The following is a 26,050-nucleotide window of genomic DNA, read 5'->3' on the forward strand; positions in this document are numbered from 1 at the left end:
CGCCTCTGCCGATTGGCAGGCTTTGCAACGGACCACAGCTTCCATAGTCTGTTGGACGGGGGTGATGACGGCTGGAAAGCAGGTGTGAGCGTGAACGGCACCCATGACGACGCCGGCGACACAGCGCCGCCCCTTCTCGTGTTCGACGGCGACGGCCGGCTGCGCGACTGGACCGCGGCGGCGGAGCGGATGCCGGGGCTGTCGGGCCGGCTGGCGGTTGGTGCCGCGCTGCGCGACCTCGACCCCGTCGCCGGGCCGGGGCGAACGGTCCATCCGCTCGCCGCCGGCGGTGTGTTGTGGCGGTTCGCGCCGCCATCGCCGGCCACGGCGCATCCCTCCGCACCGCCGGACCCCGGGTCGTCGTCGGTGCGTGATCCGGCGGGCCGGCTGTTCGCGGCGGCCAGCCACGACCTGCGCCAGCCGCTCGCCGCCCTGTCCCTGCTGATCGGCACGCTGGAAGGCCAGACCGGAGAGGGGCGTTCCGCGTCCGACCGGCCCGGTCCGAACCGTTCCACCCTCGACCCCTCCGGGCGCGACCTGCTGCGGTCGATGGCCCAGGCGGTGGACTCCATGCGCAGCATGGTTGACGGTCATTTCGATCTGGTGCGGCTGGAGAGCGGCCTGACCGATCCCGACATCCGCACCCACGCCGTCAACGGCGTGCTGATGCGCCTGGCGCTGGAGGTGGCGCCGCGGCTTGCCGACCGCGGGCTGCGCTTCACCGTCATGCCCTGTTCGGCGATGGTCCGCACCGATTCGGCGCTGCTGGAGCGGTTGCTGCATGGGCTGGTCGCCAACGCCCTGCGCGGGACGGTGCGCGGCCGCGTCCTGGTCGGCTGCCGGTTGCGTGGCGACCGGCTGCGCATCGAGGTGTGGGACAGCGGCCGGGGGCTGTCCGCCGACCGCCTGGAGGCGCTGCGCGACGAGCTGGCCCGCCCGGCCGGGGAGGGCATCGGCCGGCTGGGGCTGGACCTGACCCTGGTCCGCGGGCTGGCGCGGCGGCTCGGCCTGGGGCTGGAGGTCTGCTCGACCGAAGGGCGGGGGACCGTCTTCGCGGTGATCGTTCCCCGCTCCGCCGAAGGCGCCGACGCGGACGGGGAGCGGAAGGCCCCCGCGGCGCCGGCCGGAACGCCCATGACCGACATCAGCCGGGCTCACATCCTGGTGGTCGAGGATGATCCGATGGTGCTGGCCGCTCTGCAGGCGCTGCTGGAGCAGTGGGGCTGCACGGTGACGGGCGCCGACTCCTACGACGCCGCCGTCCAGAGGGTCGGGCCGGCACCCCAGCCCTTCGACCTGATCATCTCCGATCTGCGGTTGAAGGGAGCGGCCAATGGCATCGTCGCCATCCGGCAACTCGCCATGCTGTTCGACCGGCCGGTGCCCGGCATGATCCTGACCGGCGACACCGACCCCAAGCGGCTGCGCGAGGCGCGCCTGTCGGGTTACCCGCTGCTGCACAAGCCGGTGGCGCCGCTGGCGTTGCGCGCCGCCGTCGTCCGCCTGCTGGGGCGCGATCCCCGGTGATGATAACGACGCTGAACGATTAAGGACTGAATGGATTGATGCGGGGTGGCGAAGACTTGCTGAAGCATATTGATGCTGCGCTGCGATGACATTGCTGAAACAGAAGCAGGCAGGATCCGGCAAAATGCGACAATAACTTCCAATGACTTGCGAGACCCCGCCAGGGAGTCTTCACCCAATCGGGTAATATCCCTCATCCTTTCGTTCGGTGCGGCGCTTTCACATACCATTCTATGCGCTCTCTTCGGTATGATCCCGGCGTCACATCCCAGCCGGATGTCGAGGTGGAGGACGATCGGATGAACCAGAACGACTGGGAGGTCAGGCAGACGCCGGCGGTGCTGGTGATCGTCCTGGTTGGGCTGGTCCTGTCGCTCGCAGCGTTCGCTCTCGTCCGCAACGCCGCCCATTCCGCCGCCCATGCGCTGGCCGACCGGCAGGCGATCCAACTGCACGACGAGTTGAAGGCGCGTTTCGACCATCAGGGTCTGCTCCTGCGGGCGCTCAGCGGTCCGCTGGCCGGTCCGGCCCCGGTGACGGAGGCCAGTTTCGCGTCGGCCGTGGATCCCCTGCTGCCGCTCTACCCCGATCTGGACGCCGTTGCCTGGGCGCGCCGCATCGCGCCCCGCGACGTGCCGCTGCTGGAACATGCGATGCGGGCGGCCGGGCGGACCTCCTTCGCGGTGCGCAGCGGGCCCGCCGCCGTGCCGTCGGATCCCGCCGCCGACCTGTTCGTCAACCTCCTGGTCGAACCCCGCCCGTCCGGCGGGCTGGTCGGGCTCGACATGGCAAGCCTTCCCGACCAGCGCCGGGTCATGGCCCAGTCCTGCGCCGCCAACCGGATCGCCGTGGTCGACGACCCCCCGCTGCGGACGGAACTCGGCGCGGAGATGACGATCCTCTATCTGCCGGTCTATGCGCGCGAGGTCGACACCGACGACGGGATGGCCGGCGGCTTCGCCGGCGACCGCGTCGTGTGCGACGCCCTCAGCGGCTTCCTGTGGACCGGTTTCCACCTTGACCATTTGTTGAGGGATGCGGTGCGGCGGGTGGGGCTGACCGTCGGGGACGCCTATCTGCTGGCCCCCGGTCCGGACGCCCCGCGGCTGCTGGCCGCTGCACCGGGCCAGCGGCATCCGGACGAGCCGTTCTCTCCCCTGACCGCCGAGCGGTTGGCGGACAAGGCCGCGCCGGCCGCCATCGCCCGCGACATCGCCTTCGGCGGGCGGGTGTGGCGGCTGCTCGTGGTGCCGGAGCAGGCGACGCTGTTCGGCCTGCAGAACCGGCTGGCCTGGGGCATGCTGGTCAGCGGGCTGCTGCTCACCGTGGCGATGGCTGCCTACGTCGTGCGGGAGGCGCAGGCCAAGCGCATCCAGCAGACCGAGATCCGCGCCCGTGCGGCGATGGCCCGCGCCCTGCGCGACAGCGAGGAGCGTTTCCGGCTGGCGTTGCGCTATTCCAAGGTGACGCTGTTCACCCAGGATCGGGACCTGCGTCACCTCTGGGTCTATTGCCCCCAGTCGGACATGCGGCCCGAGCTGATGGTCGGCCGCACCCACGCCGAGCTGTTCAGCCCGGAGGACGCGGCGATGCTCGACCGCATCAAGCGTCCGGTGCTGGACAGCGGCGTCGGTGCCCGGCACGAGGTGGAGTTGAGCTCCCACGGCCGGCACCGCATCCTGGACCTGTCGATCGAGCCGATGCGCGACGAGACCGGGGCGGTGTCCGGCATCATCTGCGCCGCCATCGACGTGACCGAGGCGGTGGAGATCCGCGAGGAGCTGGCCCGGGCCCACCGCGAGGCCGAACGGGCCAACCAGGCGAAGACCCGGTTCCTGGCCGCCGCCAGCCACGACCTGCGCCAGCCGTTCCAGGCGATGAGCCTGTTCCACCACATCCTGTTGACCAAGCTGGACGATCCCCGGCAGCTGGAGGTGGCGGCCAAGCTGGGCGAGGCCCTGGCCACCGGCAACACGCTGCTGTCGACGCTGCTCGACACCTCGGCGTTGGAGGTCGGCAACGTCACGCCGCGCGTCGTCGAGTTCGCCGTCGGCGAGATCGTCGACCGGCTGGCGATGGAGATCGGCGACCAGGCGGTCAGCCGCGGGCTGGTCCTGCGCGTGGTGCCCTGCTCCGTCCGCGTCAGCAGCGACCCGGTCCTGCTGGAGCGGATGGTGCGCAACCTGCTGGTCAACGCCCTGCGCTACACCAGCCACGGCCGCATCCTGCTGGGGTGCCGCCGCCGCCACGACCCGGTGGGCGGCGACCGGCTGTCGATCGAGGTGTGGGACACCGGCCCCGGCATCCCGGAGGCCGAGATGGCGGCGATCTTCGAGGATTTCTACCGCTGCGGCACCGACCAGCGCGACAGCGGCGGCGGCCTGGGGCTCGGCCTGTCGATCGTCCGCCGCATGGCCCAGATGCTCGACCATCCGGTGACCGTGCGCTCGCGGGTCGGCCATGGCACCGTGTTCGCGATCAGCGTGCCGCTGGTGACCGAACCGTGCCGCTGCTCCGTCGCCGCCGAGTGAGCTGCGTGGGCTTCTGCCGCAGCGCGCAATGGGGGCAGTTCTGCCGCCGATTCTCCATTTCCTGATCACAGCCGCGCAAGGTTCGGTTATGCTGCGCCTGCTCAATGATCGGAAACAATCCCAGTAACCTTGCCGTAACAAGACGTTGGCATCTTTATTGATGTAGGTCATTGGGAAGCGAGGCCATAGGGGCTACTGCTTTCGCTTAAGGCTACTCCTTGGATAAACCCTTGGGATGCCACGGTTCCGTTTCGAAAGGGAACCCAACAAGACAGGTTTCGGCCCGCCGCCACGCCGCGCGGGAACCGGAATCGGGAGGACACGGCCTGCCACCGGGACGGACGCCCAGCTTGGGACGCCGCACCGGGACCGGCATTCGGACGACCGGCTTCCGGCAATCCGGCAAGCGGTCACCCGATGGTCGGGCGCCGCGATCCTTTTCAGGAGCTTGAAGATGGACACCGTCACCGCCGCCGTCACCGCCGTTCCGGCGGTCCGCAGCGGCATCGTTCAGACTGGCAAGAACGGCAGCATCATGATCGAAAACGTCACCTTCGAGGAAATCCGCATCGGCCAGCAGGCCAGCCTGTCGCGCCGCCTGACCATGTCCGACATCCAGCTGTTCGCCACGGTGTCCGGCGACCTCAACCCGTCGCACGTCGACCAGGATTACGCCGTCGACCACAAGGTGGTCGGGCACGGCATGTGGTCGGGCTCGCTGATCTCCGCCGTTCTCGGCACGCTGCTGCCCGGCCCCGGCACCGTCTATGTCGGCCAGGACCTGCGGTTCGACCGGCCGGTGCTGCTCGGCGACATCGTCACCGTCACCGTCACCGCCCGGTCGAAGGACCCGGTGCGCAAGACGGTGGTGTTCGACTGCCTCGCCGCCAACCAGGACGGCAAGACGGTCGCGACCGGCGTCGCCGAGGTGATCGCGCCGACCGAGAAGGTCTGCCGCGCCGCCGCGGAACTGCCGCAGGTGCAGGTGATCCGCCACGACGGCCACGAGCTGATGCTGAAGAAGTGCGAGTCGCTGCCGCCGGTGCCGACCGCCGTCGTCCACCCCTGCGATGAAAGCTCGCTGCGCGGCGCCGTCGAGGCCGCCGAGGCGAACCTGATCGACCCGGTGCTGGTCGGGCCGGAAGCGAAGATCCGCTCGGTCGCCGCCGCCTGCGGCCTGGACATCGCGCGCTACCGCATCATCGACGTCGCCCACAGCCACGCCTCGGCCGAAACCGGCGTCCGTCTGGCCCGCACCGGCGAGTGCGAGGCGGTCATGAAGGGCAGCCTGCACACCGACGAGCTGATGGGCGAGGTCGTCCGCAAGGAAACCGGCCTGCGCACCGGCCGCCGTCTCAGCCACGTCTTCGTGATGAACGTGCCGACCTACCCGCGGCCGCTGCTGATCACCGACGCGGCGATCAACATCTACCCGACGCTGGAGGACAAGGTCAGCATCGTGCAGAACGCCATCGACCTCGCCAAGGTGCTGGGGGTCGAGGTGCCGCGCGTCGCCATCCTGTCGGCGGTCGAGACCATCAACACCAAGATCGCCTCGACCCTGGAAGCGGCGGCGCTGTGCAAGATGGCCGACCGCGGCCAGATCACCGGCGGCATCCTGGATGGCCCGCTGGCCTTCGACAACGCCATCAGCCTTGAGGCGGCGATCACCAAGGGCATCAAGTCCGAGGTGGCGGGGCAGGCCGACATCCTGCTGGTCCCCGACCTGGAAGCCGGCAACATGCTGGCCAAGCAGTTGTCCTTCCTGGCGCACGCCGACGCCGCCGGCATCGTGCTGGGCGCGCGGGTTCCGATCATCCTGACCAGCCGGGCCGACAACGTCCGCACCCGTCTGGCCTCCTGCGCCGTCGCCGTCCTGTCCGCCGCCGCCCGCCGCCGCGGTGCCGCCCCTGCGGCCGAGTGAGGGGACCCCGCATGTCCAACACGACCCCCAAGGCGATTCTCGTCGTCAACGCCGGCTCGTCCAGCCTGAAATTCTCGGTCTTCCGCGACAGCGGGGCCGGCGATCCGGTGGTGACCATCAACGGCCAGATTTCCGGCATCGGCACCCAGCCGGTGTTCGAGGCCAAGGATGCCCAGCGCCGCCCGCTGGAAGGCAAGAGCTGGGGACCGGGCGAGCCCAGCGACCGCACCGCGCTGCTGGGCTACCTGCTCGACTGGATCCATGAGCGGCTGGAGGGGGCGACCCTGATCGCCGCCGGCCACCGGGTGGTGCATGGCGGCGTCCGCCACGCCGCGCCCGTGCTGCTGACGCCGGCCCTGATGGACGAGCTGGACGGGCTGGTCCCGCTGGCCCCGCTGCACCAGCCGCACAACCTCGCCGCCATCCGCGCGCTGGCGGAGGCGCATCCGGAGCTGCCGCAGGTCGCCTGCTTCGACACCGCCTTCCACCGCAACCAGCCCTGGCAGGCGCAGACCTTCGCCATCCCGCGCGAGCTGACCGACGAGGGGGTGCGCCGCTACGGTTTCCATGGGCTGTCCTACGAGTACATCGCCCGCCGCCTGCCGGAGATCGCGCCGGAGCTGGGTGATTCGCGGGTGGTCGTCGCCCATCTGGGCAGCGGCGCCAGCATGTGCGCCATCCATGGCGGGCGCAGCGTCGACAGCACCATGGGCTTCACCGCGCTGGACGGCCTGCCGATGGGCACCCGTTGCGGCGCGATCGACCCCGGCGTGCTGATCTACCTGATGCGCAAGGGCATGGACGCCAGCGCCATCGAGACGCTGCTCTACAACAAGTCCGGCCTGCTCGGCGTGTCGGGCGTGTCCAACGACATGCGCGCCCTGCTGGAGAGCAGCGATCCCCACGCGCAGGAGGCGGTGGAGCTGTTCTGCTTCCGCATCGCCAAGGAAACCGGCGCCTTGTCGGCGTCGATGGGCGGGGTGGACGCGCTGGTGTTCACCGCCGGCATCGGCGAACGCTCCGCCCCGGTGCGGGCGCGGGTCGGCGACAAGCTGGCTTGGCTGGGCGTCGAGATCGACGCGGCGGCCAACGAGGCCAACGCGGCGAAGATCTCCACCGCCAACAGCCGCCTGCCGGTCTACGTCATCCCGACCGACGAGGAACGGATGATCGCGCTCCACACGCGCAAGGCGCTGACCGGGCGCTGACACCGGATGGGGGAGGGGGCCCTTGTCCGGCGCCCCTCCGTCTTCCTGACCCGTTTACCCCCGCGCCAGCAGGCCGGGCAACTCGGCGATCAGCGCGTCGCGGGCCCGCAGGCCGCCCGCGGTTTCCATCGCGCGGTCGGCGACCTCCAGCCGGGCGAACACCACGCGGCGGCCGGCCTTTTCCGCCCAGCCGATGAACCAGCCCTGCGGCCGGTCGTTGTGGAGCTTGCCCGATGCGTCGGCCTGGGTGCCGCTGCCGGTCTTGCCGCGCACGGTCCAGCCGCCGTTGGCCTCGAACACCGGCAGGCTGGCGTGGGTCTGGTCGCAGGATTTAGCCGACACCGGCAGTGTCCCGGTCAGGGAGCGGTGCAGCAGCCGCACCTGCTCGTCCGGTGAAATCCGCAGCGACGACATAAGCCAGCTTTGGGTCAACCCGTCCGCCTTGCCGGGATTGCCCGACACGTCGCGGTTGCCGTAGTCGAGTTTGTCGACATAGGCCTGCAAGCGCGCCGCGCCCAGCTTGCCCGTGACCATCCGCGAATACCAGATGATCGAGTCGCGCAGCCAGATCGACGGATCGGTGTCCTCATGCTCGCGCTCCGGCGCCTTCAGCTCCGGCCGGTAGGGCAGTAGCGGGTCGTGCGGGCCGTGCAGGATGCCGGCGTCGAACCCCATGATCGCCAAGGCAAATTTGAAGGTGGAGCACGGGCTGAAACGCTGGTCGCACGGGCCCGCGCGGTGCAGCGTCTCGCCCGACTCCACATCGCGGATGACGGTACAGACCGCCGGATCGGTCAGCGTGTCGTTGGCGGCGCGCGCCGCTGCGGCGGCCGGTCGGCCCGCCGTGGCGGAGCCCAGCAGCCCCGCACCCGCCGCCAGCAGCAGCCCGTTGTTGAAGTGACGCCGGCTGATCATTCCCAAGCCCTCTTCATTGGTTGTGCGATGGCTCTGGGATATGCGTCTGGCGTCCGACCGGCAAACGATGATAGCTCGGGGAAGCCATCAATTGAATTTGGGTGTCCTGTGGTCCGGCCCTATCTGCCGCTGAACGCGCTCCGCGCCTTCGAGACGTCGGCGCGGCATCTCAGCTTCACCCGCGCCGCCATCGAGCTGTGCGTGACCCAGGCCGCCGTCAGCCATCAGGTGAAGCTGCTGGAGGAGCGGCTGGGCGCCAGCCTGTTCCACCGCCTGCCACGCGGCTTGGCCTTGACCGACGAGGGCCGGGCGCTGCTGCCGACGCTGGAGGAGGCGTTCGACCGCATCGGCGGCCTGCTCGACCAGTTCGAGGGCGGGCGTTTCCGCGAGGTGCTGACGGTCGGCGCGGTCGGCACCTTCGCCGTCGGCTGGCTGCTGCCGCGGCTGGCCCGCTTCCGCGAGGCGCACCCCTTCGTCGATCTGCGGCTGTCGACCAACAACAACCGCGTCGACATCGCGGCGGAGGGGCTGGACTGCGCCATCCGCTTCGGCGATGGCGCGTGGCACGGCACCGACGCGGTGAAGCTGTTCGACGCACCGCTGTCGGTGCTGTGCGCGGCGGACATCGCCCGGCGCCTGCGCGAGCCCGCCGACGTCCGCCGCGAGCCGCTGTTGCGCTCCTACCGTGCCGACGAATGGCTGGGCTGGTTCGCCGCCGCCGGGCTGGAGCCGCCGCCGATCAAGGGGCCGGTGTTCGACTCGTCCTCGCTGATGGTGGAGGCGGCGATCCAGGGGTTGGGGGTGGCGCTGGCTCCGCCGTCGATGTTCCGCCGGCCGCTGGCGCTCGGCCTGATCGAGCAGCCCTTCGCCATCACGGTGTGCAAGGGCGCCTATTGGCTGACCGGCCTGAAATCGAAGCCGGAAACCCCGACCATGCGCGGCTTCCGCGACTGGCTGTTCGCCGTGGTCGCGGAAGAGGGAATGGCCGCGGCCTGAGGGGCGGTCAGGACACCCGGGGGTCAGGATACCGACACGCGGCGCGGCGCCGGCCGATCGGCCTGCCGTTGCCAGAAGCGCAGCCGCAGGCGCGGTGCCATGAACCAGGCGATGGGGGCGGCCAGGATGACGCTCAGGATCACCACGGTCGGCATCAGCGTCATCGCCTGCTCGGAGAAGCTGGGAACCCCCAGCACCAGCACGGTGCCGATGCCGAAGATGACGCCCTGAATCATGCCGTAGATCAGGATGGCGAGGCGCAAACGCATGGACATGGGACTGCTCCGGTAAGAAGGGATGGTGCAAAGACCGTCTCCCCTCTCAACCGGTGGGCAGCCGCAATGTTCCGAACGCCATCGGGCCGGGCTTGACCCGTCCGATGGCGTTCGCGCACGTACAATTATTGAGCGGGAGCCGGACCGCCCTTTACCGGTTCGCCCGCCACCACGCCATCAGCCCGGTGGTCGAGCTGTCGTGGGCGCCGTCGGCCGGGCCGTTCTCCAGCTCCGGCAGGATGGTGTTGGCGAGCTGCTTGCCCAGTTCCACCCCCCACTGGTCGAAGCTGTTGATGTCCCAGACGATGCCTTGGACGAAGACCTTGTGCTCGTACAGCGCGATCAGGGCGCCCAGCGTCGCCGGGGTCAGGCTCTTCACCAGGATGGTGTTGGACGGGCGGTTGCCGGGGAAGACGCGGTGGGGGACCAGCGCCTCGACCTCGTCGGCCGGCTTGCCGGCCTTGGTCATCTCGGCGCGGACCTCGTCGGCGGTCTTGCCGCGCATCAGCGCCTCGGTCTGGGCGAAGACGTTGGACAGCAGGATGCGGTGATGGGCGCCGGCCTCCGCCCCGATCGGGTTGTGGCTGGTCGCCGCGGCGATGAAGTCGCAGGGGATCAGCGAGGTGCCCTGGTGGATCAGCTGGTAGAAGGCGTGCTGGCCGTTGGTGCCGGGCTCGCCGAACAGCACCGGGCCGGTCTGGTAGTCCACCGGCTCGCCGCCGCGGGTCACCGACTTGCCGTTGCTCTCCATGTCCAACTGCTGGAGATAGGCGGCGAAGCGGTGCAGATACTGGTCGTAGGGCAGCACCGCGTAGGACGAGGCGTCCCAGAAATTGCGGTACCAGACGCCGAGCAGGCCCATCAGCACCGGCATGTTGCGGTCCAGCGGGGCGGTGCGGAAATGCTCGTCCATCGCGTGGGCGCCGGCCAGCAGCTCGGCGAAGCGCTCCGGCCCGATGGCGATCATGATCGGCAGGCCGATGGCCGACCACAGCGAATAGCGACCGCCGACCCAGTCCCAGAAGCCGAACATGTTGGCCGGGTCGATGCCGAACTTGCGCACCTCCGCCTCGTTGGTCGAGACGGCGACGAAATGCTTCGCCACATGCGCCTCGTCCTGCGCGGTCTCCAGGAACCAGCGGCGGGCGGAATGGGCGTTGGTCAGCGTCTCCTGCGTCGTGAAGGTCTTCGACGCGATGACGAACAGCGTCGTCTCCGGGTCGAGCCACTTCAACTGCTCGGCCAGATGGGTGCCGTCGACGTTGGAGACGAAATGCAGGGCGACATGGGCGTGGGCGAAGGGCTTCAGCGCCTCCGTCACCATCACCGGGCCGAGGTCGGAGCCACCGATGCCGATGTTCACCACGTCGGTGATCGGCTGGCCGGTGTAGCCCTTCCAGTCGCCGTCGCGCACGGCCGCCGCGAAGGCGTCCATCCGCTCCAGCACCGCGCGCACGGCGGGCATGATGTCGCGGCTGCCGTGGGAATCGGCCACGGTGACCGGCCGGCCGGAGCGGTTGCGCAGCGCGGTGTGCAGCACGGCGCGCTGTTCGGTCAGGTTGATCGGCTCGCCGGCGAACATGCGGGCGCGGGCGCCCTCGACGTCCTGCTGGCGGGCAAGGTCGAGCAGCAGGCCGACCGTCTCCGGCGTGATGCGGTTCTTCGAATAGTCGAGGAACAGCCCCGCGGCTTCCAGCGAGAAGGCGTCGAACCGGCCGGGATCGGCGGCGAACAGGTCGCGCATGTGGGTGTTGGCCATGTCCTGGCGGTGCCGGGACAGCGCCGCCCAGGCGGGCGAACGGGTGAGCGCGGTCATGATGCTTTGGACTCCTTGACGACAACGGTCCTTTGACGCGGCCCATTGGCGGGACGAGGGGAGCCTAACACCGACCGCCCGCAACGGCCACGGAGCAAAACGCGGCAGTCGGCGCGGCTGTTCGGACTATGAAAGCCGGCCGAGGACGCGCAACCGGCGGGCCGGCGGGCTGTTGTGCGTTTGAGGATTTGCAGCAGGAGGAAGCCATGCCCGACAAACCCGCCGCCCCGCCGCTTGACGAGCGGGAGCAGCAGCGCGACCGCGACGACGCCGCCCGACCCGATCAGGTCGGCATCATCCCCGGCAAGGTGCCGGGAAGCCCGGTCGACCCGAGCGACCCGCGCTTTCCCGGCAGTCAGCCGGATCTGGCGTGAGGAAAGGGCGCTTTGGGGAGGGGGCAAATGGCTTGAGGGGGCACCCGAAGCCGACGCTCCTCAGCTTCCGCCGTCGATCGTCCGGGTCGGCGACACGCCGTCCGGCTTGCCGACCAGCACGGTCAGCAGTTTCGCCGGGTCGAGCAACCGCTGGGCGACGCGCTTGATGTCGGCCTGGGTCACCCCGTTGATGTAGCGGTCGCGCTGGTTCAGATAGTCGATGCCGAGGTTGTCGCGCTTCACCTGCAGCAGGGTGCGCGCGATCGACGGCGTCGAGCCGAGCTGCAACGGGAAGGAGCCGGTCAGGTAGGTCTTGGCGTCGGCCATCTCCTGGTCGGTCAGGCCGTCCTTCGCCATGCGCGCCCATTCCTGCCGCATGATGTCGAGCGCCTGCCCGGCCTTGGCGTTCATGGTGGAGCCGCCGGCCATCACCAGCGCGGCGTGGTCCATCGGGATCAGGTAGCTGTAGACGCCGTAGCTGAGGCCGCGCTTCTCGCGCACCTCCTCCATCAGGCGCGAACCGAAGCCGCCGCCGCCCAGCACGTAGTTCATGACGGTGGCGGCGTACCAGTCGGGATCGTTGCGCTTGACGCCCGGTTGCCCCATCAGCATGACGGTCTGCGCGGTCGGGCGCGGGATCAGGATGGTCTCGCCCAGCCCGGTCATCGTCGTGTCGGGGACCGGCGCGACGTCGGCCTTGGCCGGCAGGGCGCCGAAGATGGTGTCCAGCGCCTTTCCCAGCTCCTCCGGCGCGATGTCTCCCGTCGCGGCGACCACCAGCCGGTCGCGGCCGAACTGGCTCTTCACGAATCCGTGCAGGTCGTCCGGCGTGATGCGGGGCAGGCTGTCCAGCGTGCCGCGGACCTCGTCGCCATAGGGGTGGTTGGGGAAGGCGGTGGCGTAGAACTGCCGCCGCGCGACGTAGTTGGGGTCGGCCAGATCGCGCCTCAGGCTGGCCAGGATCGACGACCGCATGCGATCGATCGCTTCCGGCGCGAAGTGCGGCTCGGTCAGCGACAGGCGGGTCAGCGCGAACGCCTCGTCGCGGTGCTCGGTCAGCGTGCGCAGCGAACCGCTGAAGCCGTCGCGCCCGGCGGTGAAGCCCAGCGCGATGGCGTTGTCCTGCAGCCGCGCCTGGAACGCCTGCGAATCGTACGGCCCGGCGCCCTCGTCCAACGCGGTGGAGACGAGGTTGGCCAGCCCCTCCTTGCCCTGGGGGTCACGGCCGCCGGCGCCGTCGAAGGTCCATTCCAGGGCCAGCACGGGAACCTTGTGGTCCTCCACCAGCCACGCCTCGATCCCGCCGGGGCTGACCACGCGCTTGATGTCCATGGCGTGGGCGGGCAGGGCGACGGCGACGATGGTGAGGAACAGCGCCGCGATGCCGGCGCGCAGGGGATTGTGACGCGCGCTCATCCTCAACTGTCCTTTCCGGTCAGCGGCAGCAGCAGGCCGGTGACGTGGTTGGTCTTGCTCAGCACGGCGCGGGCGGCGGCGTTGACATCGGCGGCGGTCACCGCGTCGATGCGCACCGGCCAGCTCTCCACATCGTCGATGCTCTGGCCGGTCGCCAGCGCGGCGCCCAGCGTCTGGGCCGGGCCGGTCAGGCTGTCGCGGGCGTAGGCGGCGGCGGCCAGCATGCGCTTGCGCGCGGTGGCGACCTCCTCGTCCGTCACGCCGGTCTTCAGCAGCCGGTCGACCTCGGTCCACAGCGCGGCTTCCAGCTTGTCCATGCCGACCCCCGCCGCCGGGCTGGCGCCGACGCTGAGCGTCGCCATGTCCCAGGCGGTCGGGCTGTAGCCGAGCCAGGCCGAGGTCGCCAGCTTCTGGTCCATCACCAGGCTGCGGTAGAGCCGCGAGGTCGACCCGCCGCTCATGATCTCGGCCAGCACCTCCAGCGCGTAGGCCTGGTGGTCGGGATCGCGCCGGTAGGAGGGGGCGACCCAGGTCCGGCGGACCGAGGGCTGCCGCACCTCCGCATCGCGCAGCACGACCTGACGGGAGGAGGTGAGCGGCGGCTCCTCCACCCGCTTGCGCTCCGGCACCGGGCGGGACGGGATGGCGCCGTAATAGCGCTCGGCCAGCGGCTTCAACTCGGCCGCGGTGACGTCGCCGGACACCACCAGGATGGCGTTGTTGGGCGTGTACCAGATCTTGTAGAAGCTTTCCGCCTGTTCGCGGGTCAGGGTCGACATCTCCTGCGGCCAGCCGATCACCGGGGTGCCGTAGGGGTGGTGGACGAACATCGTGGCGTTGATCTGCTCGCCGATGCGGTCGGCCGGCTCGTTCTCGATGCGCTGGCGCCGCTCCTCGATGATGACGTCGCGTTCGGGATAGACCACCGCGTCGGTCAGCTTCAGGTTGGCCATGCGGTCGGCCTCCATCCGCATCACCAGCTCCAGACGGTCGCGGGCGACGTTCTGGTAATAGGCGGTGTAGTCGTAGGAGGTGAAGGCGTTGTCGCGCCCGCCGTTCTTGGCGACGATCCGGCTGAAGGCGCCGGGCGGCACCACGTCGGTTCCCTTGAACATCAGGTGTTCCAGGAAATGGGCGATGCCGGACTGGCCGCGCAGCTCGTCGGCGCCGCCCACCTTGTACCAGACCATGTGGGTCACGACCGGAACCCGGTGGTTGGGGATCACCACCACCTGCATGCCGTTCGACAGGGTGAAGCTTTCGGGGAAGAACACCCCCTTCTCCGCCGCCTGGGCAGCGGCGGCGGCGAAGGGCGCCGGGCTCGCCGGAGTGAAGACAAGCGGGGCCGCGACGGTCATCGTCAGGGCGAGCAGCCCGGCAGCCGCGATCCGCCGGGTGGTCCGTTGGGCAGTCCGTTCGGCGGTGCGGCGGGCGTTGTCGTGGGCGGGCATGGGGGTTCCCGGTTCAAGGAGGGGCCGAATCGAAAGGGCGCCCCCCGATGTGAAGGGCGCCCCCGGAAACTGGTGTGACAGGCCGCTTTGGGCAAGACTTTAGAACAGGCCTTCCAGCGGCGCCTTGCGCTTGCGCTCGATCGTCACGGCGCTGGCGCCGTCCAGCGGCTTGCCCTGGGCCTGGGCCTGACGCAGGCGCTCCTGCTCCTTGGCCGGATCGACGACCGAGCCCGGGGGGGCCTGCGTCTGCCAGAACAGCAGCGAATCGATCCAGCTCTTGTCGGCGATGACCAGCTGGGTGGTTTCCTGATCGACCTTGGCGCGGATGTTGGGGTCGATGCCGTCGCGGGCGCCGGCCTGGGCGATCAGCGACTTCTCGCCGGCGGTGCTGCCGGCCGCGGCGTTGCGCGAGCCGTTGCGGGCGGAGCCGCCGAACACGGCGCCGGCGGCGACCTGGGTCGGCGTGCTGTCCTGCGGGCGCGACGCGCCGGGACGCGGCTTCGGCAGGTTCTGCAGGCTGGGCGGCAGGGTCAGCGGCGCGCGCGAGACGACGGAGAATTCGTCGGGGCTCTGGCGGTCGAGACCGATCGAGCGGCGGACGTCCGAGCAGCCGGCGAGCGCCAACGCCGCAAGCGCCAGCCCAAGCAGCGGGAGCCGGGTCCGGGAGGAGGAGAAGGCGGAGGAGATGCTGGTCACGTTCGGAGGATCCCGTCGTCAGTCACGTCGTGAGTCACCAGGCCCGTCAATCACCCGTCGATCGCCGGGGCCGCATTGAAAGCGCTCGGAGACGGTTATAGCCGCTCCGCGCCGGAACTCTTACGACTTTTCTCGGCCGGCGAACAGCCCGTCGAGAAGCAGCAGCACGACGCCGATGCTGATTCCGCTGTCGGCGACGTTGAAGGCCCAGAAATGCCACCCGGCGGCGTGGAAGTCGAGGAAGTCGACCACCGCACCGAAGCGCAGCCGGTCGATCACGTTGCCGACGGCGCCGCCGATGATGACGCCGATGGCCAGCGCCACCAGCGGGCGTTCCGCCTGCCGCAGCCAGAACACCAGGCAGACGGCGATGACGGCGGCGATCGCGCTCAGCACATAGGGCATCAGCGCGCCGCCGCTGGCGAAGGTGCCGAAGCTGACGCCGTAGTTCCACACCAGCACGAGGTTGAAGAAGGGCGTGACCTCGACGACGTGCGGCACCGGCTGCATCACGCTGTCGAGGATCCACCATTTGCTGAGCTGGTCGAGCACCACCACCGCGGCCGCGACGATCAGCCCGAGCAGCGTGAAGGAGCGGGGTTGGTTGGCGACGAAGGCGTTCATGGGGCCACCGATCCTGCCTCTCCCCCCCGGGGAGAGGGCCGGGGTGAGGGGGAGGCGCGGCGACGGGCGTCCGGCGGGCGGACTCCCGTCACCCTAACCCTCTCCCCGGGGGGGAGAGGGGATAGGACCGCGGTTGTGGCGGACAGCCTCATGCCACCGCGTCGGAACAGCGGACGCACAGCGTCGGATGGTCGGCGACGCTGCCGACCTCGGTCAGGACCTTCCAGCAGCGCTCGCACTTCTCGCCCTCGGCCAGGGCCGGGGCAACGGCGATGCCGGCGACGTCGGGCAGGGTGAACGCCCCGTCCGGTGCCGCACCCTCCGTCACCTCGATCGCCGAGGTGATGCAGACGTCCTGGAAATCGACGTCGGCGAGCAGGGCCTTGGTCGCGGCGTCGACATAGACCGTCGGGTCGGCCTGGAGCGACGAGCCGATGGTCTTGTTGGCCCGCTCCAGCTCCAGCGCGCCGGTGACGACGCGGCGGACGTTGCGCACCGCCTCCCACTTGGCGGCCAGCGCGTCGTCGCGCCATTCGGCCGGGATGGCCGGGAAGCCGCGCAGATGCACGCTTTCCTCGGTGTAGCCCAGGCCATCGGGGCGGGCCAGCCACGCCTCTTCCGCGGTGAAGCAGAGGATCGGGGCGAGCCAGGCGGTGAGCGCCGAGAACAGATGCTCCATCACCGTCCGCACCGAGCGGCGGCGCACCGAGTCGACGGCGTCGCAGTACAGGCTGTCCTTGCGGACGTCGAAGTAGAAGGCCGACAGCTCCACCGCGCAGAAATTGTGCAGCAGCACGAACAGGGCGTGGAAGTCGTAGGCCTCGATCTTCTCGCGGACCTGGGCGTCCAGCTCGGCCAGACGGTGCAGGACCCAGCGCTCCAGCTCCGGCATCGCCGCGGCGTCGATCCGCTCGGCCGGGCTGTAGTCGGCGAGCGCGCCCAGCAGGTAGCGCAGCGTGTTGCGCAGGCGGCGGTACAGGTCGGCCTGGGTCTTGATGATCTCCTTGCCGATGCGGAGATCTTCCGAATAGTCGGAGTTGATGATCCACAGGCGCAGGATGTCGGCGCCGTACTGGTCGCAGATTTCCTGCGGACCGACGGTGTTGCCCAGCGACTTGGACATCTTGCGGCCCTGCTCGTCGAGCACGAAGCCGTGGGTCAGCACCGCGTTGTAGGGCGCCCGGCCGCGGGTGCCGCAGCTTTCCAGCAGCGAGGAGTGGAACCAGCCGCGATGCTGGTCGGAGCCTTCCAGGTAGAGATCGGCCGGCCAGGCCAGCTCCTTCAGCCGCTGCTCCAGCACGAAGGCGTGCGAGGAGCCCGACTCGAACCAGACGTCGACGATGTCGCGGACCTGCTCGAACTCGTCGGCGCGGTAGGCGTTGCCGAGGAAGTCCTGGGGATCGCGGGCGAACCAGGCGTCGGCGCCCTCGCGTTCGAAGGTGTCGGCGATGCGGGCGAACACGTCGGCATCGCGCAGGATGCTGCCGTCGCTCTTGCGCACGAACAGGGCGATCGGCACGCCCCAGGCGCGCTGGCGGCTGATGCACCAGTCCGGCCGGCTCTCGATCATCGAGCGGATGCGGTTCTGGCCCTGCTCGGGCACCCAGCGGGTGTCGGCGATCGCCTGCAGCGCCACGCCGCGCAGGTCGTTCGTCTCCATCGAGATGAACCACTGCGGCGTGGTGCGGAAGATCAGCGGCGCCTTCGACCGCCAGGAATGCGGGTAGCTGTGCTTGATCCGGTTGGTGGCGAGCAGCGAGCCGCACTCTTCGAAGGCGGCCAGCACCGCCTTGTTGGCCGGGCCGGGCTTGCCCTGGTCGGTGTAGACCGCCAGGCCGGCGAACAGCGGGACATGGTCGTAATAGCGCCCGTCCTCGCCCACCGTCTGCGGCACCTCGATGCCGTTGGCCTGGCCCAGGCGGAAGTCGTCCTCGCCATGGCCGGGCGCGATGTGGACAAAGCCGGAGCCGGCGTCGGTCGTCACGAAGTCGCCGGCCAGCAGCGGCACCTTGAAGTCATAGCCCTGGCGGGTCAGCGGGTGGTGGCAGAAGGTGCCAGCCAGACGCGAGCCGGGGAAGCGGTGCAATTGCCGCCACTCGGTGATGCCGGCCTCCTTGAACACCGATTCGGCCAGCGCGGTGGCCAGCACCAGCCGCTCACCGACCACGGCCTTGCTGCCCTCGGCGACCGCCAGAACCTTGAAGGTGGCGTATTCGATCTCGTCGCCGTAGGCGATGGCGCGGTTGCCCGGCAGGGTCCAGGGGGTGGTCGTCCAGATGACGATGCTGGCGTCGTCGATCTCCGGCGCCGACGAGCCCCACACCGCGAAGCGGGCGAAGACGGTGGTCGAGGTGTGGTCGTGGTATTCGACCTCCGCATCGGCCAGCGCGGTCTTCTCGACCACCGACCACATCACCGGCTTGGAGCCCTTGTAGAGGCCGCCGTTCGCCGCGAACTTGTGGATCTCGCGGACGATCTGCGCCTCGGCCGGGAAGGTCATGGTGGTGTAGGGGTGGCTCCAGTCGCCCTCGACGCCCAGCCGGCGGAACTCGGCGGCCTGGATGCCGACCCACTCCTCGGCGAACTGGCGGCATTCGGCGCGGAACTGGATGAGCGGCACGTCATCCTTGTTCTTGCCGGCCTTGCGGTACTTCTCCTCGATCTTCCACTCGATGGGCAGGCCATGGCAGTCCCAGCCGGGGACATAGTCGGCGTCGAAGCCCTGCATCTGGCGGAAGCGGACGATGACGTCCTTCAGGATCTTGTTGACCGCGTGGCCGATGTGGATGTTGCCGTTGGCGTAGGGCGGGCCATCGTGCAGCACGAACTTCTTCTTGCCCTTGGCGTCGGCGCGCAGCTTGCCGAACAGGTCCATCTCGGCCCAGCGCTTCAGCAGCTCGGGCTCCTTGGTGGGCAGGCCGCCGCGCATGGGGAAGTCGGTGCGGGGCAGGAAGACGGTCGATTTGTAGTCGCGGGTCATGTCGGATCCCTGGGGCAAAGCGTCACCGCCGGGCGGCGCCTGACGGCCACCCGGCGCAGTCATGGAGTCTCGATCCCGGCCCTCCTCAGAGAGCCGGGCCGGTAATTCGCGCGCGATGCGCAAGGATCCGCCGAGAGACAGTCATGGCGCGGGATATTAGCGGCGTGTGCGGTGCGGTCAAGGATGGCGGCGGCGGGGGCAGGGCTGCGATCGGGCGGGGCTCCGCGAGCCGGCTTGTCTTTCGTCGGCAACGGCGGCTTTATCATGGCCACTGGGGTCGGACGGGCCAACGCGGATCCGGCGATCGGCCGGCAATCTTGAGGAAACGAACACGATGAACGGTGCGCCGGACGACACGCTGCTGCGGAATTTTCTGACGGGCCATGTGACGGTCGTGGCGGTGGGGCCGGGGGCGGATGGGGGAACGGGCGGCTGGTCCGCGCCGCTGGCGGGCACCGACCGCACCGTGATCGCCGCGGCGTCCACGGGCCCGTTCGACGGCTGGTGCGCCGACGCCGGCCTGCGGCACATCGACTGGCTGCTGCTGCACGGCGGGGCCGGCGCGGCGGCGACCCTGGAGAGCGCGGCGGAGATGCTGCGCCTGCGCCGCATCGACTTCATCCAGTTCGACCAGACCCAGGTGGGCCATACGGGCACGGGCGGCGACCTGCCGGCGCTGTACGCGCGGTTGCAAGGCAACGGCTACTCGATGTTCCGCTACGCCGACCGGAACCTCCAGTTCTGCCGGGAACCGGTGCTGGACGGCCGGCCCTGCACCCATCTGGCGGTGGCGCCGCGCCACTGGAAGCGGCTGTTCGCCCGCGACACCTCGATGTTCCGCTACGCCGACCTGTTTCCGCGCTACGGCATCGTCCCGCGCGGGATCATCCACATCGGGGCCCATGAGGGCGAGGAATACGCGCAGTATGTCGAGGCCGGCTGCCGCCGCGTGCTGTTCATCGAGGCCGATCCGAACACCTTCGCGCGGCTCGCTCCGAAATTCGCGGGCAACCCGGATGTCACCTGCATCAACCGCGCGGTGTCCGACCGCGGCGGGCGGCTTCCCTTCTCGCGGATGACCGGCAGCCAGTCGAGTTCGCTGCTGCCGCCGAAGGAACATCTCGACATCTATCCGGGCATCACGCTGGCCGAGACGATCGAGGTCGACGCCGCACCGCTGCCGCTGATCCTGGAGGAATTCGGCATCGACGCCGGCGGCTACAACATCCTGGCCATCGACACCCAGGGGGCGGAGCGGATGATCCTGGCCGGCTGCGGCGCGCTGCTGGCCGGTTTCGACGCGGTCGCCGTCGAGGTGAACTACGCCGAGCTGTATCAGGGCTGCGGCCGAATCGCCGACATCGACGACCTGCTGTTCCCGCACAGCTACGACCGGGTGGAGGAGATCAGCCCCTTCCACCACAGCTGGGGCGACGCCTTCTACGTCCGGCGCCGCTGACGGGAAAGCGGAAGGGGGCGGTTTCGCCGCCCCCGGTACCGGTTCACATGCTCGACTTGCCGCCGTGGGCGGACGACCAGCCGACCGGGTCGTTCAGGAACTTCTCGACCTCGGTCAGGGTGTTCTCGTCGAAATAGCGGTTCTCGCGGGCGACCTTCAGCACGTCCCACCAAGTGCACAGCGCGTGCAGGCGCACGCCGATGGCGTCCATGTTGACCTTCGACTGCGGGAAGATGCCGTAGTGGAAGATCACGAAGGTGTCGGTCACCTGGGCGCCGCCGTTGCGCAGGGCGGTGACGAAGTTTTCCTTGCTCTTGCCGTCGGTCGCCAGATCCTCGACCAGCAGGACGCGCTGCCCCTCGGTCAGCAGGCCCTCGATCTGGGCGTTGCGGCCGAAACCCTTCGGCTTCTTGCGGACATACTGCATCGGCAGTTCCAGCCGGTCGGCGATCCAGGCGGCGAACGGGATGCCGGCGGTCTCGCCACCCGCCACCGCGTCGATCGCCTCATAGCCGATCTCGCGCTCGATCGTCGCGACGGCGAAGTCCATCAGCGCCTTGCGGGCGCGCGGGAAGGACACGATGCGGCGGCAATCCGTGTAGACCGGGCTGGCCCACCCCGAGGTGAAGATGAAGGGCGTCTCGGCGTTGAAGTGCAGCGCCTTGATCTCCAGCAGGATCTTGGCCGCGGTGGCGGCGATGGTGGCCTGATCGGGCAGGGACGACATGACAAAGGGCTCCGGAAAACGGGAACGCTCGCGCGGTGCCCCTTGTGTAGCGGCGCCTTCCGCGATTCGCAACGCCGGCCGTGACCGGTGGCGGCCCGGTCAGAGCGGAATGTCGCCGAACACCCGGCCGGCGGGCTCCGCCGGCGCGCACGGGGCGGCAACGCCCTTCAGCCAGCGGGCGAACTGGCGGTCGGCGGTGTTGATGTGCAGCATCAGCCACTGCGGCAGGAACTCGGCCAGGCTGTTGCGCACCTCGTCGTCCGGCACCTCGCCGGACGCAAAGGCGTGCACCCGGTCCCAGGCCAACCGGTGCTGGCCGATGTGGTCGTCGAGGAAGGGATAGCCCTCCTCCTCCATCACCCGCTGCTCGTCGGCGAAATGCGACTCGGTGTAGGCGACGGCGGCGGCCAGGGTGCGCCGCATCTCCTCCGCCGGCTGGCCCTCGGCGACGGCACGCTGGAAGGCTTGGACCAGGGCGATCCATTCGCGATGCTGCTCGTCGATGGCGGCGACGCCCAGGACGAGGTCGTCGCTCCAGATCAAGCGGCCGTAATCGACACCGGCATCGGTCGCGGTCATGGTCGGGGACATCCGTCGGGTAGGGTGCGGGTGGGCGGAAGACACCGGGATCGGCGCAGCCCTGCCGTTTCCTAGAATCCCCGCCCAGATCCCGCAAGCGCGGGCTTTGCTACCTATTGCCGCGTCCCGGGCCTGCCAACGCGACCGCGCCCGGTTCAGGCGGCCTGCACGCCGCTGCGGACGCTGCCCAGGAAACGGTCGACCTGGGTGCGCAGCAGCTCCGCCTGCTTCGACAGCTCGCCGGAGGAGGCGAGCAGCTTCGAGGCGCCGCCGCCGGTTTCCGACGCCGCCTGCAACACGCCGCCGATCGACGACGACACCTCGTTGGTGCCGGCGGCGGCCTGCTGGACGTTGCGGGCGATCTCCATCGTCGCGGCGTTCTGGCCGTCGACCGCCTGGGCGATGGTCCCGACGATGGCGTTCACCTCGCCGATGGTGGCGGCAATGCTCTGGATCGCCTGCACCGCCTCGGCGGTCGCCGTCTGGATCTCGGCGATCTGCTGCGAGATGTCGCCGGTGGCCTTGGCGGTCTGGTTGGCGAGGCTCTTGACCTCCGACGCGACGACGGCGAAGCCCTTGCCGGCTTCGCCCGCCCGCGCCGCCTCGATGGTGGCGTTCAGCGCCAGCAGGTTGGTCTGCCCGGCGATGGAGCTGATCAGGTTCACCACGTCGCCGATCTGGTTCGCCTTCGACGACAGGCCATCGACGATGCGGTTGGTGCCGTCGGCCTGATCGGCGGCCTGACGGGCCTTGCGGGTGCTCTCGCCGATCTGGCGCCCGATCTCGGCGATGGAGGCCGCCAGCTCCTCGGCGGCGGCGGCGACGGTCTGGACGTTGACCGATGCCTGTTCCGACGCGGCGGCCACGCTGGTCGCCTGATGCTCGGTGTGGTCGGCGGTGGTGGCGAGCGCCTTGGCCAGCGTCCGCACCTCCGTCGAGGAGGTCGAGACGCTGTCGACCACCCCCTTCACGTCGTTCTCGAAGCGGTCGGCCAGCGCCGCCATCTCCGCCCGCTTGCGGACGTCGGCGGCCTGCTCGGCCTCGGCCTGGCGGCGGCGGAAGGCGTCGGCCTCCACCGCGTTGGCCTTCAGCACCTCGACCGCGCCGGCGATCTGCCCGATCTCGTCCTTGCTGGCGGACGGCGGCACCACGACGGCGAGGTCGCCGCGGGCCAGCGCCAGCATGGCGTCGGTCAACCGGCGCAGCGGCCGCAGGGCGCCCACCGTCCACAGCCCGAAGCCGGCGGCCAGCAGCAGGGCGACGCCGCACAGCGTCAGCATCAGGGTCTGGAAGCCGCTGGCCACCGCGCGCGCCCGCGCCGCCACCGCCTGGTTCTTGGTCTCCTGCAGGTCGATGAAGGCGTTGATGCGCGCCAGCCATTCGGTGAAGGCCGGGCGGGCGTCCTGCATCAGGCCGCGTTGCGCGCCGGCGACGTCGTTCGCCTTGCGGGCCGCGATCACCGCCTTGATCATCGGCAGCGTGCGCGTTTCCGTTTCCTTGATGCCGGCGAGCAGGGCGCGCTCCTGCGGCTCGATGTCGGTCATCCGGGCGAACATCGCGTCGAGCGGCTTGGCCGCCTCGTCGTAGAAGGCGGCGAGCCGGTCAATGTCGGCAAGGATGTTCGAGAGGATGGCGGGATCGCTGGTCAGGACCACGTCGCGCAGCGCGATGGCGCGGTCGTGGACGCTGCCGCGGAAGTTGATCGCGTAGCGCTGCTTGACGTTGTTGACCTCGTTGATCCGGTTGAGGTCGGAGTCGATCTTCCTCACCTCGCGGACGCCGATGGCCGTCAGGCTGAGCAGAAGCAGAAGGACAGCACCGAACCCGAGAAACAAACGCGCCCGTATCGTTGCGTGCCGGAGGGAGAGCATGGCGGCATATCCTGTCAGAGAGTGGCCCGGTCAGGCGCTGGAAAGACTCTTACCCGCATTCCATGACGAATTAGGGGTAACCCTAAGGATGGGTTGGGCCGGAGGGTTCGGCAAGGCGTCGCCGCGGGTTGCGTGCGGCGGCGGAAGCCGCAATATGCGGCGGGCGCACAACCGCCTGGGACTCCCCGATGCCTCTCCGCGATCCACGGTTTTCTCCACCCCCCTGTTCGCCCTCTCGTTCGCCGTCGCCGTCGCCGTCGCGCCTGTGGCCCGTCGCGCTTCTGCTGCCGGCGCTGCTGCTGTCGACGGCGCTGCCATCCGCCGTCCGCGCCCAGGATGGTGCCGCACCGCCGGAGACCGAGGCCGGCGCGCGGGATCCCGATGCCCGAAAACCCGATGCCCGGGACCGGCCCGACCGCAAGGCGGAGGAGGCTCAGCCCTTCGACGCCCAGCGCAGCGTGACCCGGCACAGCCTGCCGCTGCCCGCCGGGCCGCTCGCCTACACCGCGGCGGCCGAGTTCCTGCCGTTGCGCGATGGACCCAAGGACGAGGTGGCGGCGCGGATCTTCACCGTCGCCTACACCGCGGACCAGCCGGCCGGAGCCGCGCCGCGGCCGGTGACCTTCGTCTTCAACGGCGGGCCGGGGGCGGCATCGGCCTACATGCATCTGGGGGCGGCCGGGCCGACGGTGGTCGCCTTCGGGCCGGACGGCACCCTGGCACCGCCGCCGGCGCCGCTGGTCGACAACCCCGACAGCTGGCTGGCCTTCACCGATCTGGTCTTCGTCGATCCGGTCGGCACCGGGTTCAGTCGCGCGCTGAAGCCCGACGACGCGGAGAAGCGGTTCTGGTCGGTCGATGGCGACGCCCGGTCGATGGCGGAGATCGTGCGGCTGTGGCTGACCCGCAACGGGCGCTGGTCCTCGCCGAAATTCCTCGCCGGGGAGAGCTACGGCGGGTTCCGCATCGCCAAGATGGCCGACGAGCTGATCGACCATGTCGGCGTCGCCGTCAACGGGCTGATCCTGGTGTCGCCGGTCATCGATTTCGCCACCATCGACGAGGACGGCATCCTCGGCCCGGCCTGGAAGCTGCCGGCGATGGCCGCGACCGCCGCGGCGCTGGGGCGCGCTCCCGGCACGCCGGAGCAGGCGGCCGAGGAGGCGGAGCGTCTGGCGCGCGGTCCCTACCTCGCCGGGCTGGCCGGGCTGGATTACGGGCGGCTCGACGCGGCGCAGGACTTCTTCGCCGAGGTGGCGCGGCTGACCGGTTTGCCGGTGGAGATCGTGCGGCGTCAGCGCGGCCGGGTGCCGATGGGCGTCTTCACCCGCGAACTGCTGCGCGACCAGGGGCGGGTCCTCAGCATCTACGACGGCACCTTCACCGCGCCCGACCCCGACCCCGGGGCCGCCCGCGTGCCCTTCGATCCGTTCCTGAAGGGGACGGTGCCGACCTACACCACCGCCTTCGCCGCCTACGCCCACGAGGCGCTCGGCGTGCGGTCGGAGCTGCCCTACCGCCTGCTCAGCGACCGGGTGAACCGCAACTGGGAATGGCCGCGCATGTCGGTTCCCAGCGCGGTGGACGCCCTGCAGACGGCGCTGACCCTCCAGCCGGCGCTGCGGGTGCTGATTGCGCATGGGCGGACCGACCTGATCACGCCCTACATGGCGTCGCGCTGGGTGGCGTCGCGGCTGGAATTGCCGCCCGGCGAGCGCGACCGCGTGGCGGTGACGGTGCATCCCGGCGGGCACATGATGTACACGCGGGCGGAAGGCCGCGCCGCGCTGGCCGCCGACGCCCGCGCCCTGATCGAACGGGCGGTGCCGGGACGGCGCTGACCGCCGCCATCGATCGCCGGCTTGGACCGCTGACGGTTCCGGAACGCGAAAAGGGCGCCCCGATCGGGAGCGCCCTTTTCCGTGTGGAGACCGGAGCGACTAGAACAGCTTCAGGATCGACTGCTGCGACTGGTTGGCCAGCGAGAGGGCGATGGTACCGAGCTGCTGCCGCGTCTGCAGCATCAGCAGGCTTGCGCCTTCCTCGTTCTGGTCGGCCAGCGTCAGCTTGCTGGCACCTTCCGTCAGCACGTCGCTGAACTCCTTGGTGAAGCTCTCGCGGGTCGTGATGATGTTCAGGTTGGTCGAGAGCTGCTGCGAGGCCGAGCGGATCGTCGCCTTGGCGTGATCGAGGCCGGCAACCGCCTTGTCGATGTCCGAACGGTCCATCCAGTCATTCTGGGCACCGTCCAGTTGCAGGCCCTGGCCGCTGGTCGACAGGTTGACCGCCTGAACCGTGATCGCGTTGGTGTTGCGCTCGTTCAACTGGACGGTGATGTCGTTCGACGTGTTGGCGTCGGAGATCTGCTTGGTGACGATGTTCGCCGAGCAGTTCGCCGAAGCCGCCTTCTTGATCGTCGTCTGGTCGACGTTCAGGCGCACGGTGCCGCTGTCGAAGGAGAAGGACTGCTCGCCGTTGAAGAGCTTGGCGTCGCCGCGGTCGGACATGCCGTCGCGGGTGATCTGGGCACCGTTGGAGTTGGTGACCTGGATTTGCAGGTCGACCTTCTTTTCGAGGACCGAGATGCCGTTGCCCTGGTTGTTCGCCGATTCCATCAACTGGCGGTCGACCGTGAAGGACACGATGGTGCCCGAGGCGAAGCTTTCCGAGATGTGCTTGGT

At 69.7% G+C, this 26,050-nt stretch carries 20 protein-coding genes; 8 read left to right on the forward strand and 12 right to left on the reverse strand.

Annotated features, from left to right (window positions below; translation table 11 throughout):
• Positions 1–84: 84 nt before the first annotated feature.
• From TSO352_RS18940 to TSO352_RS18955, 4 genes are all read left to right on the forward strand, one after another.
• Positions 85–1,527 carry a hybrid sensor histidine kinase/response regulator gene (locus tag TSO352_RS18940; RefSeq protein ID WP_247872253.1) on the forward strand — a complete coding sequence of 481 codons (1,443 nt, stop codon included), beginning with the start codon at positions 85–87 and terminating at the stop codon, positions 1,525–1,527.
• 299 nt (positions 1,528–1,826) lie between these two features.
• Positions 1,827–4,058, forward strand: coding sequence for an ATP-binding protein (locus TSO352_RS18945; RefSeq protein WP_109108836.1), 2,232 nt, complete (start codon positions 1,827–1,829; stop codon positions 4,056–4,058).
• A 535-nt stretch (positions 4,059–4,593) separates the two neighbouring features.
• Complete coding sequence (locus tag TSO352_RS18950; RefSeq protein ID WP_109110738.1) at positions 4,594–5,982, forward strand: bifunctional enoyl-CoA hydratase/phosphate acetyltransferase; 1,389 nt, start codon at positions 4,594–4,596, stop codon at positions 5,980–5,982.
• An 11-nt stretch (positions 5,983–5,993) separates the two neighbouring features.
• The gene (locus TSO352_RS18955; protein WP_109108837.1) at positions 5,994–7,190 is read left to right on the forward strand and encodes an acetate/propionate family kinase; all 1,197 of its coding nucleotides are present in this window, start codon (positions 5,994–5,996) and stop codon (positions 7,188–7,190) included.
• Positions 7,191–7,244: 54 nt separating this feature from the next.
• Here TSO352_RS18955 and blaOXA read toward each other — a convergent pair whose 3' ends face one another.
• A complete protein-coding gene (gene blaOXA, locus TSO352_RS18960) occupies positions 7,245–8,105 on the reverse strand; it encodes a class D beta-lactamase (RefSeq protein ID WP_109108838.1) in 861 nt (286 codons plus the stop codon).
• 108 nt (positions 8,106–8,213) lie between these two features.
• On the opposite strand from blaOXA, the gene TSO352_RS18965 reads away from it, so the two are divergent.
• On the forward strand, positions 8,214–9,101 hold the full coding sequence (locus TSO352_RS18965) for a LysR family transcriptional regulator (RefSeq protein WP_109108839.1): 888 nt from the start codon (positions 8,214–8,216) through the stop codon (positions 9,099–9,101).
• A 23-nt stretch (positions 9,102–9,124) separates the two neighbouring features.
• Here TSO352_RS18965 and TSO352_RS18970 read toward each other — a convergent pair whose 3' ends face one another.
• Together TSO352_RS18970 and pgi are read right to left on the reverse strand one after the other, a co-directional pair.
• Entirely contained in the window at positions 9,125–9,376 is a 252-nt protein-coding gene (locus tag TSO352_RS18970; protein ID WP_109108840.1) for a hypothetical protein, read from the reverse strand.
• Positions 9,377–9,527: 151 nt separating this feature from the next.
• A complete protein-coding gene (pgi, locus tag TSO352_RS18975; protein ID WP_109108841.1) occupies positions 9,528–11,192 on the reverse strand; it encodes a glucose-6-phosphate isomerase in 1,665 nt (554 codons plus the stop codon).
• Between the two features lie 206 nt (positions 11,193–11,398).
• Here pgi and TSO352_RS33570 point away from each other — a divergent pair, with 206 nt between their 5' ends.
• A complete protein-coding gene (locus tag TSO352_RS33570; protein ID WP_199231655.1) occupies positions 11,399–11,566 on the forward strand; it encodes a hypothetical protein in 168 nt (55 codons plus the stop codon).
• A 60-nt stretch (positions 11,567–11,626) separates the two neighbouring features.
• Here TSO352_RS33570 and TSO352_RS18980 read toward each other — a convergent pair whose 3' ends face one another.
• From TSO352_RS18980 to ileS, 5 genes are all read right to left on the reverse strand, one after another.
• A complete protein-coding gene (locus TSO352_RS18980; RefSeq protein ID WP_109108842.1) occupies positions 11,627–12,982 on the reverse strand; it encodes a pitrilysin family protein in 1,356 nt (451 codons plus the stop codon).
• Positions 12,983–12,984: 2 nt separating this feature from the next.
• Positions 12,985–14,433, reverse strand: a complete 1,449-nt coding sequence (locus tag TSO352_RS18985; RefSeq protein WP_109108843.1) for a pitrilysin family protein — start codon at positions 14,431–14,433, stop codon at positions 12,985–12,987.
• Between the two features lie 99 nt (positions 14,434–14,532).
• On the reverse strand, positions 14,533–15,129 hold the full coding sequence (locus TSO352_RS18990; RefSeq protein WP_109108844.1) for a DUF3035 domain-containing protein: 597 nt from the start codon (positions 15,127–15,129) through the stop codon (positions 14,533–14,535).
• Between the two features lie 120 nt (positions 15,130–15,249).
• Positions 15,250–15,753, reverse strand: coding sequence for a signal peptidase II (gene lspA / locus TSO352_RS18995; protein ID WP_109108845.1), 504 nt, complete (start codon positions 15,751–15,753; stop codon positions 15,250–15,252).
• A gap of 148 nt (positions 15,754–15,901) precedes the next feature.
• A complete protein-coding gene (gene ileS, locus TSO352_RS19000; protein ID WP_109108846.1) occupies positions 15,902–18,733 on the reverse strand; it encodes an isoleucine--tRNA ligase in 2,832 nt (943 codons plus the stop codon).
• 334 nt (positions 18,734–19,067) lie between these two features.
• Between ileS and TSO352_RS19005 the strand changes: the two genes are divergently transcribed.
• Positions 19,068–20,192: an FkbM family methyltransferase gene (locus TSO352_RS19005; RefSeq protein ID WP_109108847.1), complete on the forward strand. Its 1,125-nt coding sequence runs from the start codon at positions 19,068–19,070 to the stop codon at positions 20,190–20,192.
• A 43-nt stretch (positions 20,193–20,235) separates the two neighbouring features.
• Here TSO352_RS19005 and TSO352_RS19010 read toward each other — a convergent pair whose 3' ends face one another.
• From TSO352_RS19010 to TSO352_RS19020, 3 genes are all read right to left on the reverse strand, one after another.
• Positions 20,236–20,919: an orotate phosphoribosyltransferase gene (locus tag TSO352_RS19010; protein WP_109108848.1), complete on the reverse strand. Its 684-nt coding sequence runs from the start codon at positions 20,917–20,919 to the stop codon at positions 20,236–20,238.
• Positions 20,920–21,018: 99 nt separating this feature from the next.
• On the reverse strand, positions 21,019–21,498 hold the full coding sequence (locus tag TSO352_RS19015) for a hemerythrin family protein (protein WP_247872254.1): 480 nt from the start codon (positions 21,496–21,498) through the stop codon (positions 21,019–21,021).
• Positions 21,499–21,653: 155 nt separating this feature from the next.
• Positions 21,654–23,369 (reverse strand): methyl-accepting chemotaxis protein, encoded by a 1,716-nt coding sequence (locus TSO352_RS19020; protein WP_109108850.1) that lies wholly within the window; start codon positions 23,367–23,369, stop codon positions 21,654–21,656.
• A gap of 188 nt (positions 23,370–23,557) precedes the next feature.
• Here TSO352_RS19020 and TSO352_RS19025 point away from each other — a divergent pair, with 188 nt between their 5' ends.
• Positions 23,558–25,210, forward strand: a complete 1,653-nt coding sequence (locus TSO352_RS19025; protein ID WP_247872255.1) for a septum formation initiator — start codon at positions 23,558–23,560, stop codon at positions 25,208–25,210.
• A 99-nt stretch (positions 25,211–25,309) separates the two neighbouring features.
• Here TSO352_RS19025 and TSO352_RS19030 read toward each other — a convergent pair.
• A partial coding sequence (locus TSO352_RS19030; RefSeq protein ID WP_282183885.1) for a flagellin occupies positions 25,310–26,050 on the reverse strand: 741 nt, incomplete at its 5' end.

Source organism: Azospirillum sp. TSO35-2, from assembly GCF_003116095.1.
Lineage (GTDB): Bacteria > Pseudomonadota > Alphaproteobacteria > Azospirillales > Azospirillaceae > Azospirillum.

Coding starts and splice junctions, on each gene's coding strand:
- pgi (WP_109108841.1), bottom strand. CDS start 11,192: ATGACCGCGCTCACCCGTTCGCCCGCCTGGGCGGCGCTGTCCCGGCAC.
- TSO352_RS19010 (WP_109108848.1), bottom strand. CDS start 20,919: ATGTCGTCCCTGCCCGATCAGGCCACCATCGCCGCCACCGCGGCCAAG.
- TSO352_RS19005 (WP_109108847.1), top strand. CDS start 19,068: ATGAACGGTGCGCCGGACGACACGCTGCTGCGGAATTTTCTGACGGGC.
- TSO352_RS18980 (WP_109108842.1), bottom strand. CDS start 12,982: ATGAGCGCGCGTCACAATCCCCTGCGCGCCGGCATCGCGGCGCTGTTC.
- TSO352_RS19015 (WP_247872254.1), bottom strand. CDS start 21,498: ATGACCGCGACCGATGCCGGTGTCGATTACGGCCGCTTGATCTGGAGC.
- TSO352_RS18955 (WP_109108837.1), top strand. CDS start 5,994: ATGTCCAACACGACCCCCAAGGCGATTCTCGTCGTCAACGCCGGCTCG.
- blaOXA (WP_109108838.1), bottom strand. CDS start 8,105: ATGATCAGCCGGCGTCACTTCAACAACGGGCTGCTGCTGGCGGCGGGT.
- lspA (WP_109108845.1), bottom strand. CDS start 15,753: ATGAACGCCTTCGTCGCCAACCAACCCCGCTCCTTCACGCTGCTCGGG.
- TSO352_RS18945 (WP_109108836.1), top strand. CDS start 1,827: ATGAACCAGAACGACTGGGAGGTCAGGCAGACGCCGGCGGTGCTGGTG.
- TSO352_RS19025 (WP_247872255.1), top strand. CDS start 23,558: ATGCCTCTCCGCGATCCACGGTTTTCTCCACCCCCCTGTTCGCCCTCT.
- TSO352_RS18985 (WP_109108843.1), bottom strand. CDS start 14,433: ATGCCCGCCCACGACAACGCCCGCCGCACCGCCGAACGGACTGCCCAA.
- TSO352_RS33570 (WP_199231655.1), top strand. CDS start 11,399: ATGCCCGACAAACCCGCCGCCCCGCCGCTTGACGAGCGGGAGCAGCAG.
- ileS (WP_109108846.1), bottom strand. CDS start 18,733: ATGACCCGCGACTACAAATCGACCGTCTTCCTGCCCCGCACCGACTTC.
- TSO352_RS19020 (WP_109108850.1), bottom strand. CDS start 23,369: ATGCTCTCCCTCCGGCACGCAACGATACGGGCGCGTTTGTTTCTCGGG.
- TSO352_RS18950 (WP_109110738.1), top strand. CDS start 4,594: ATGATCGAAAACGTCACCTTCGAGGAAATCCGCATCGGCCAGCAGGCC.
- TSO352_RS18970 (WP_109108840.1), bottom strand. CDS start 9,376: ATGTCCATGCGTTTGCGCCTCGCCATCCTGATCTACGGCATGATTCAG.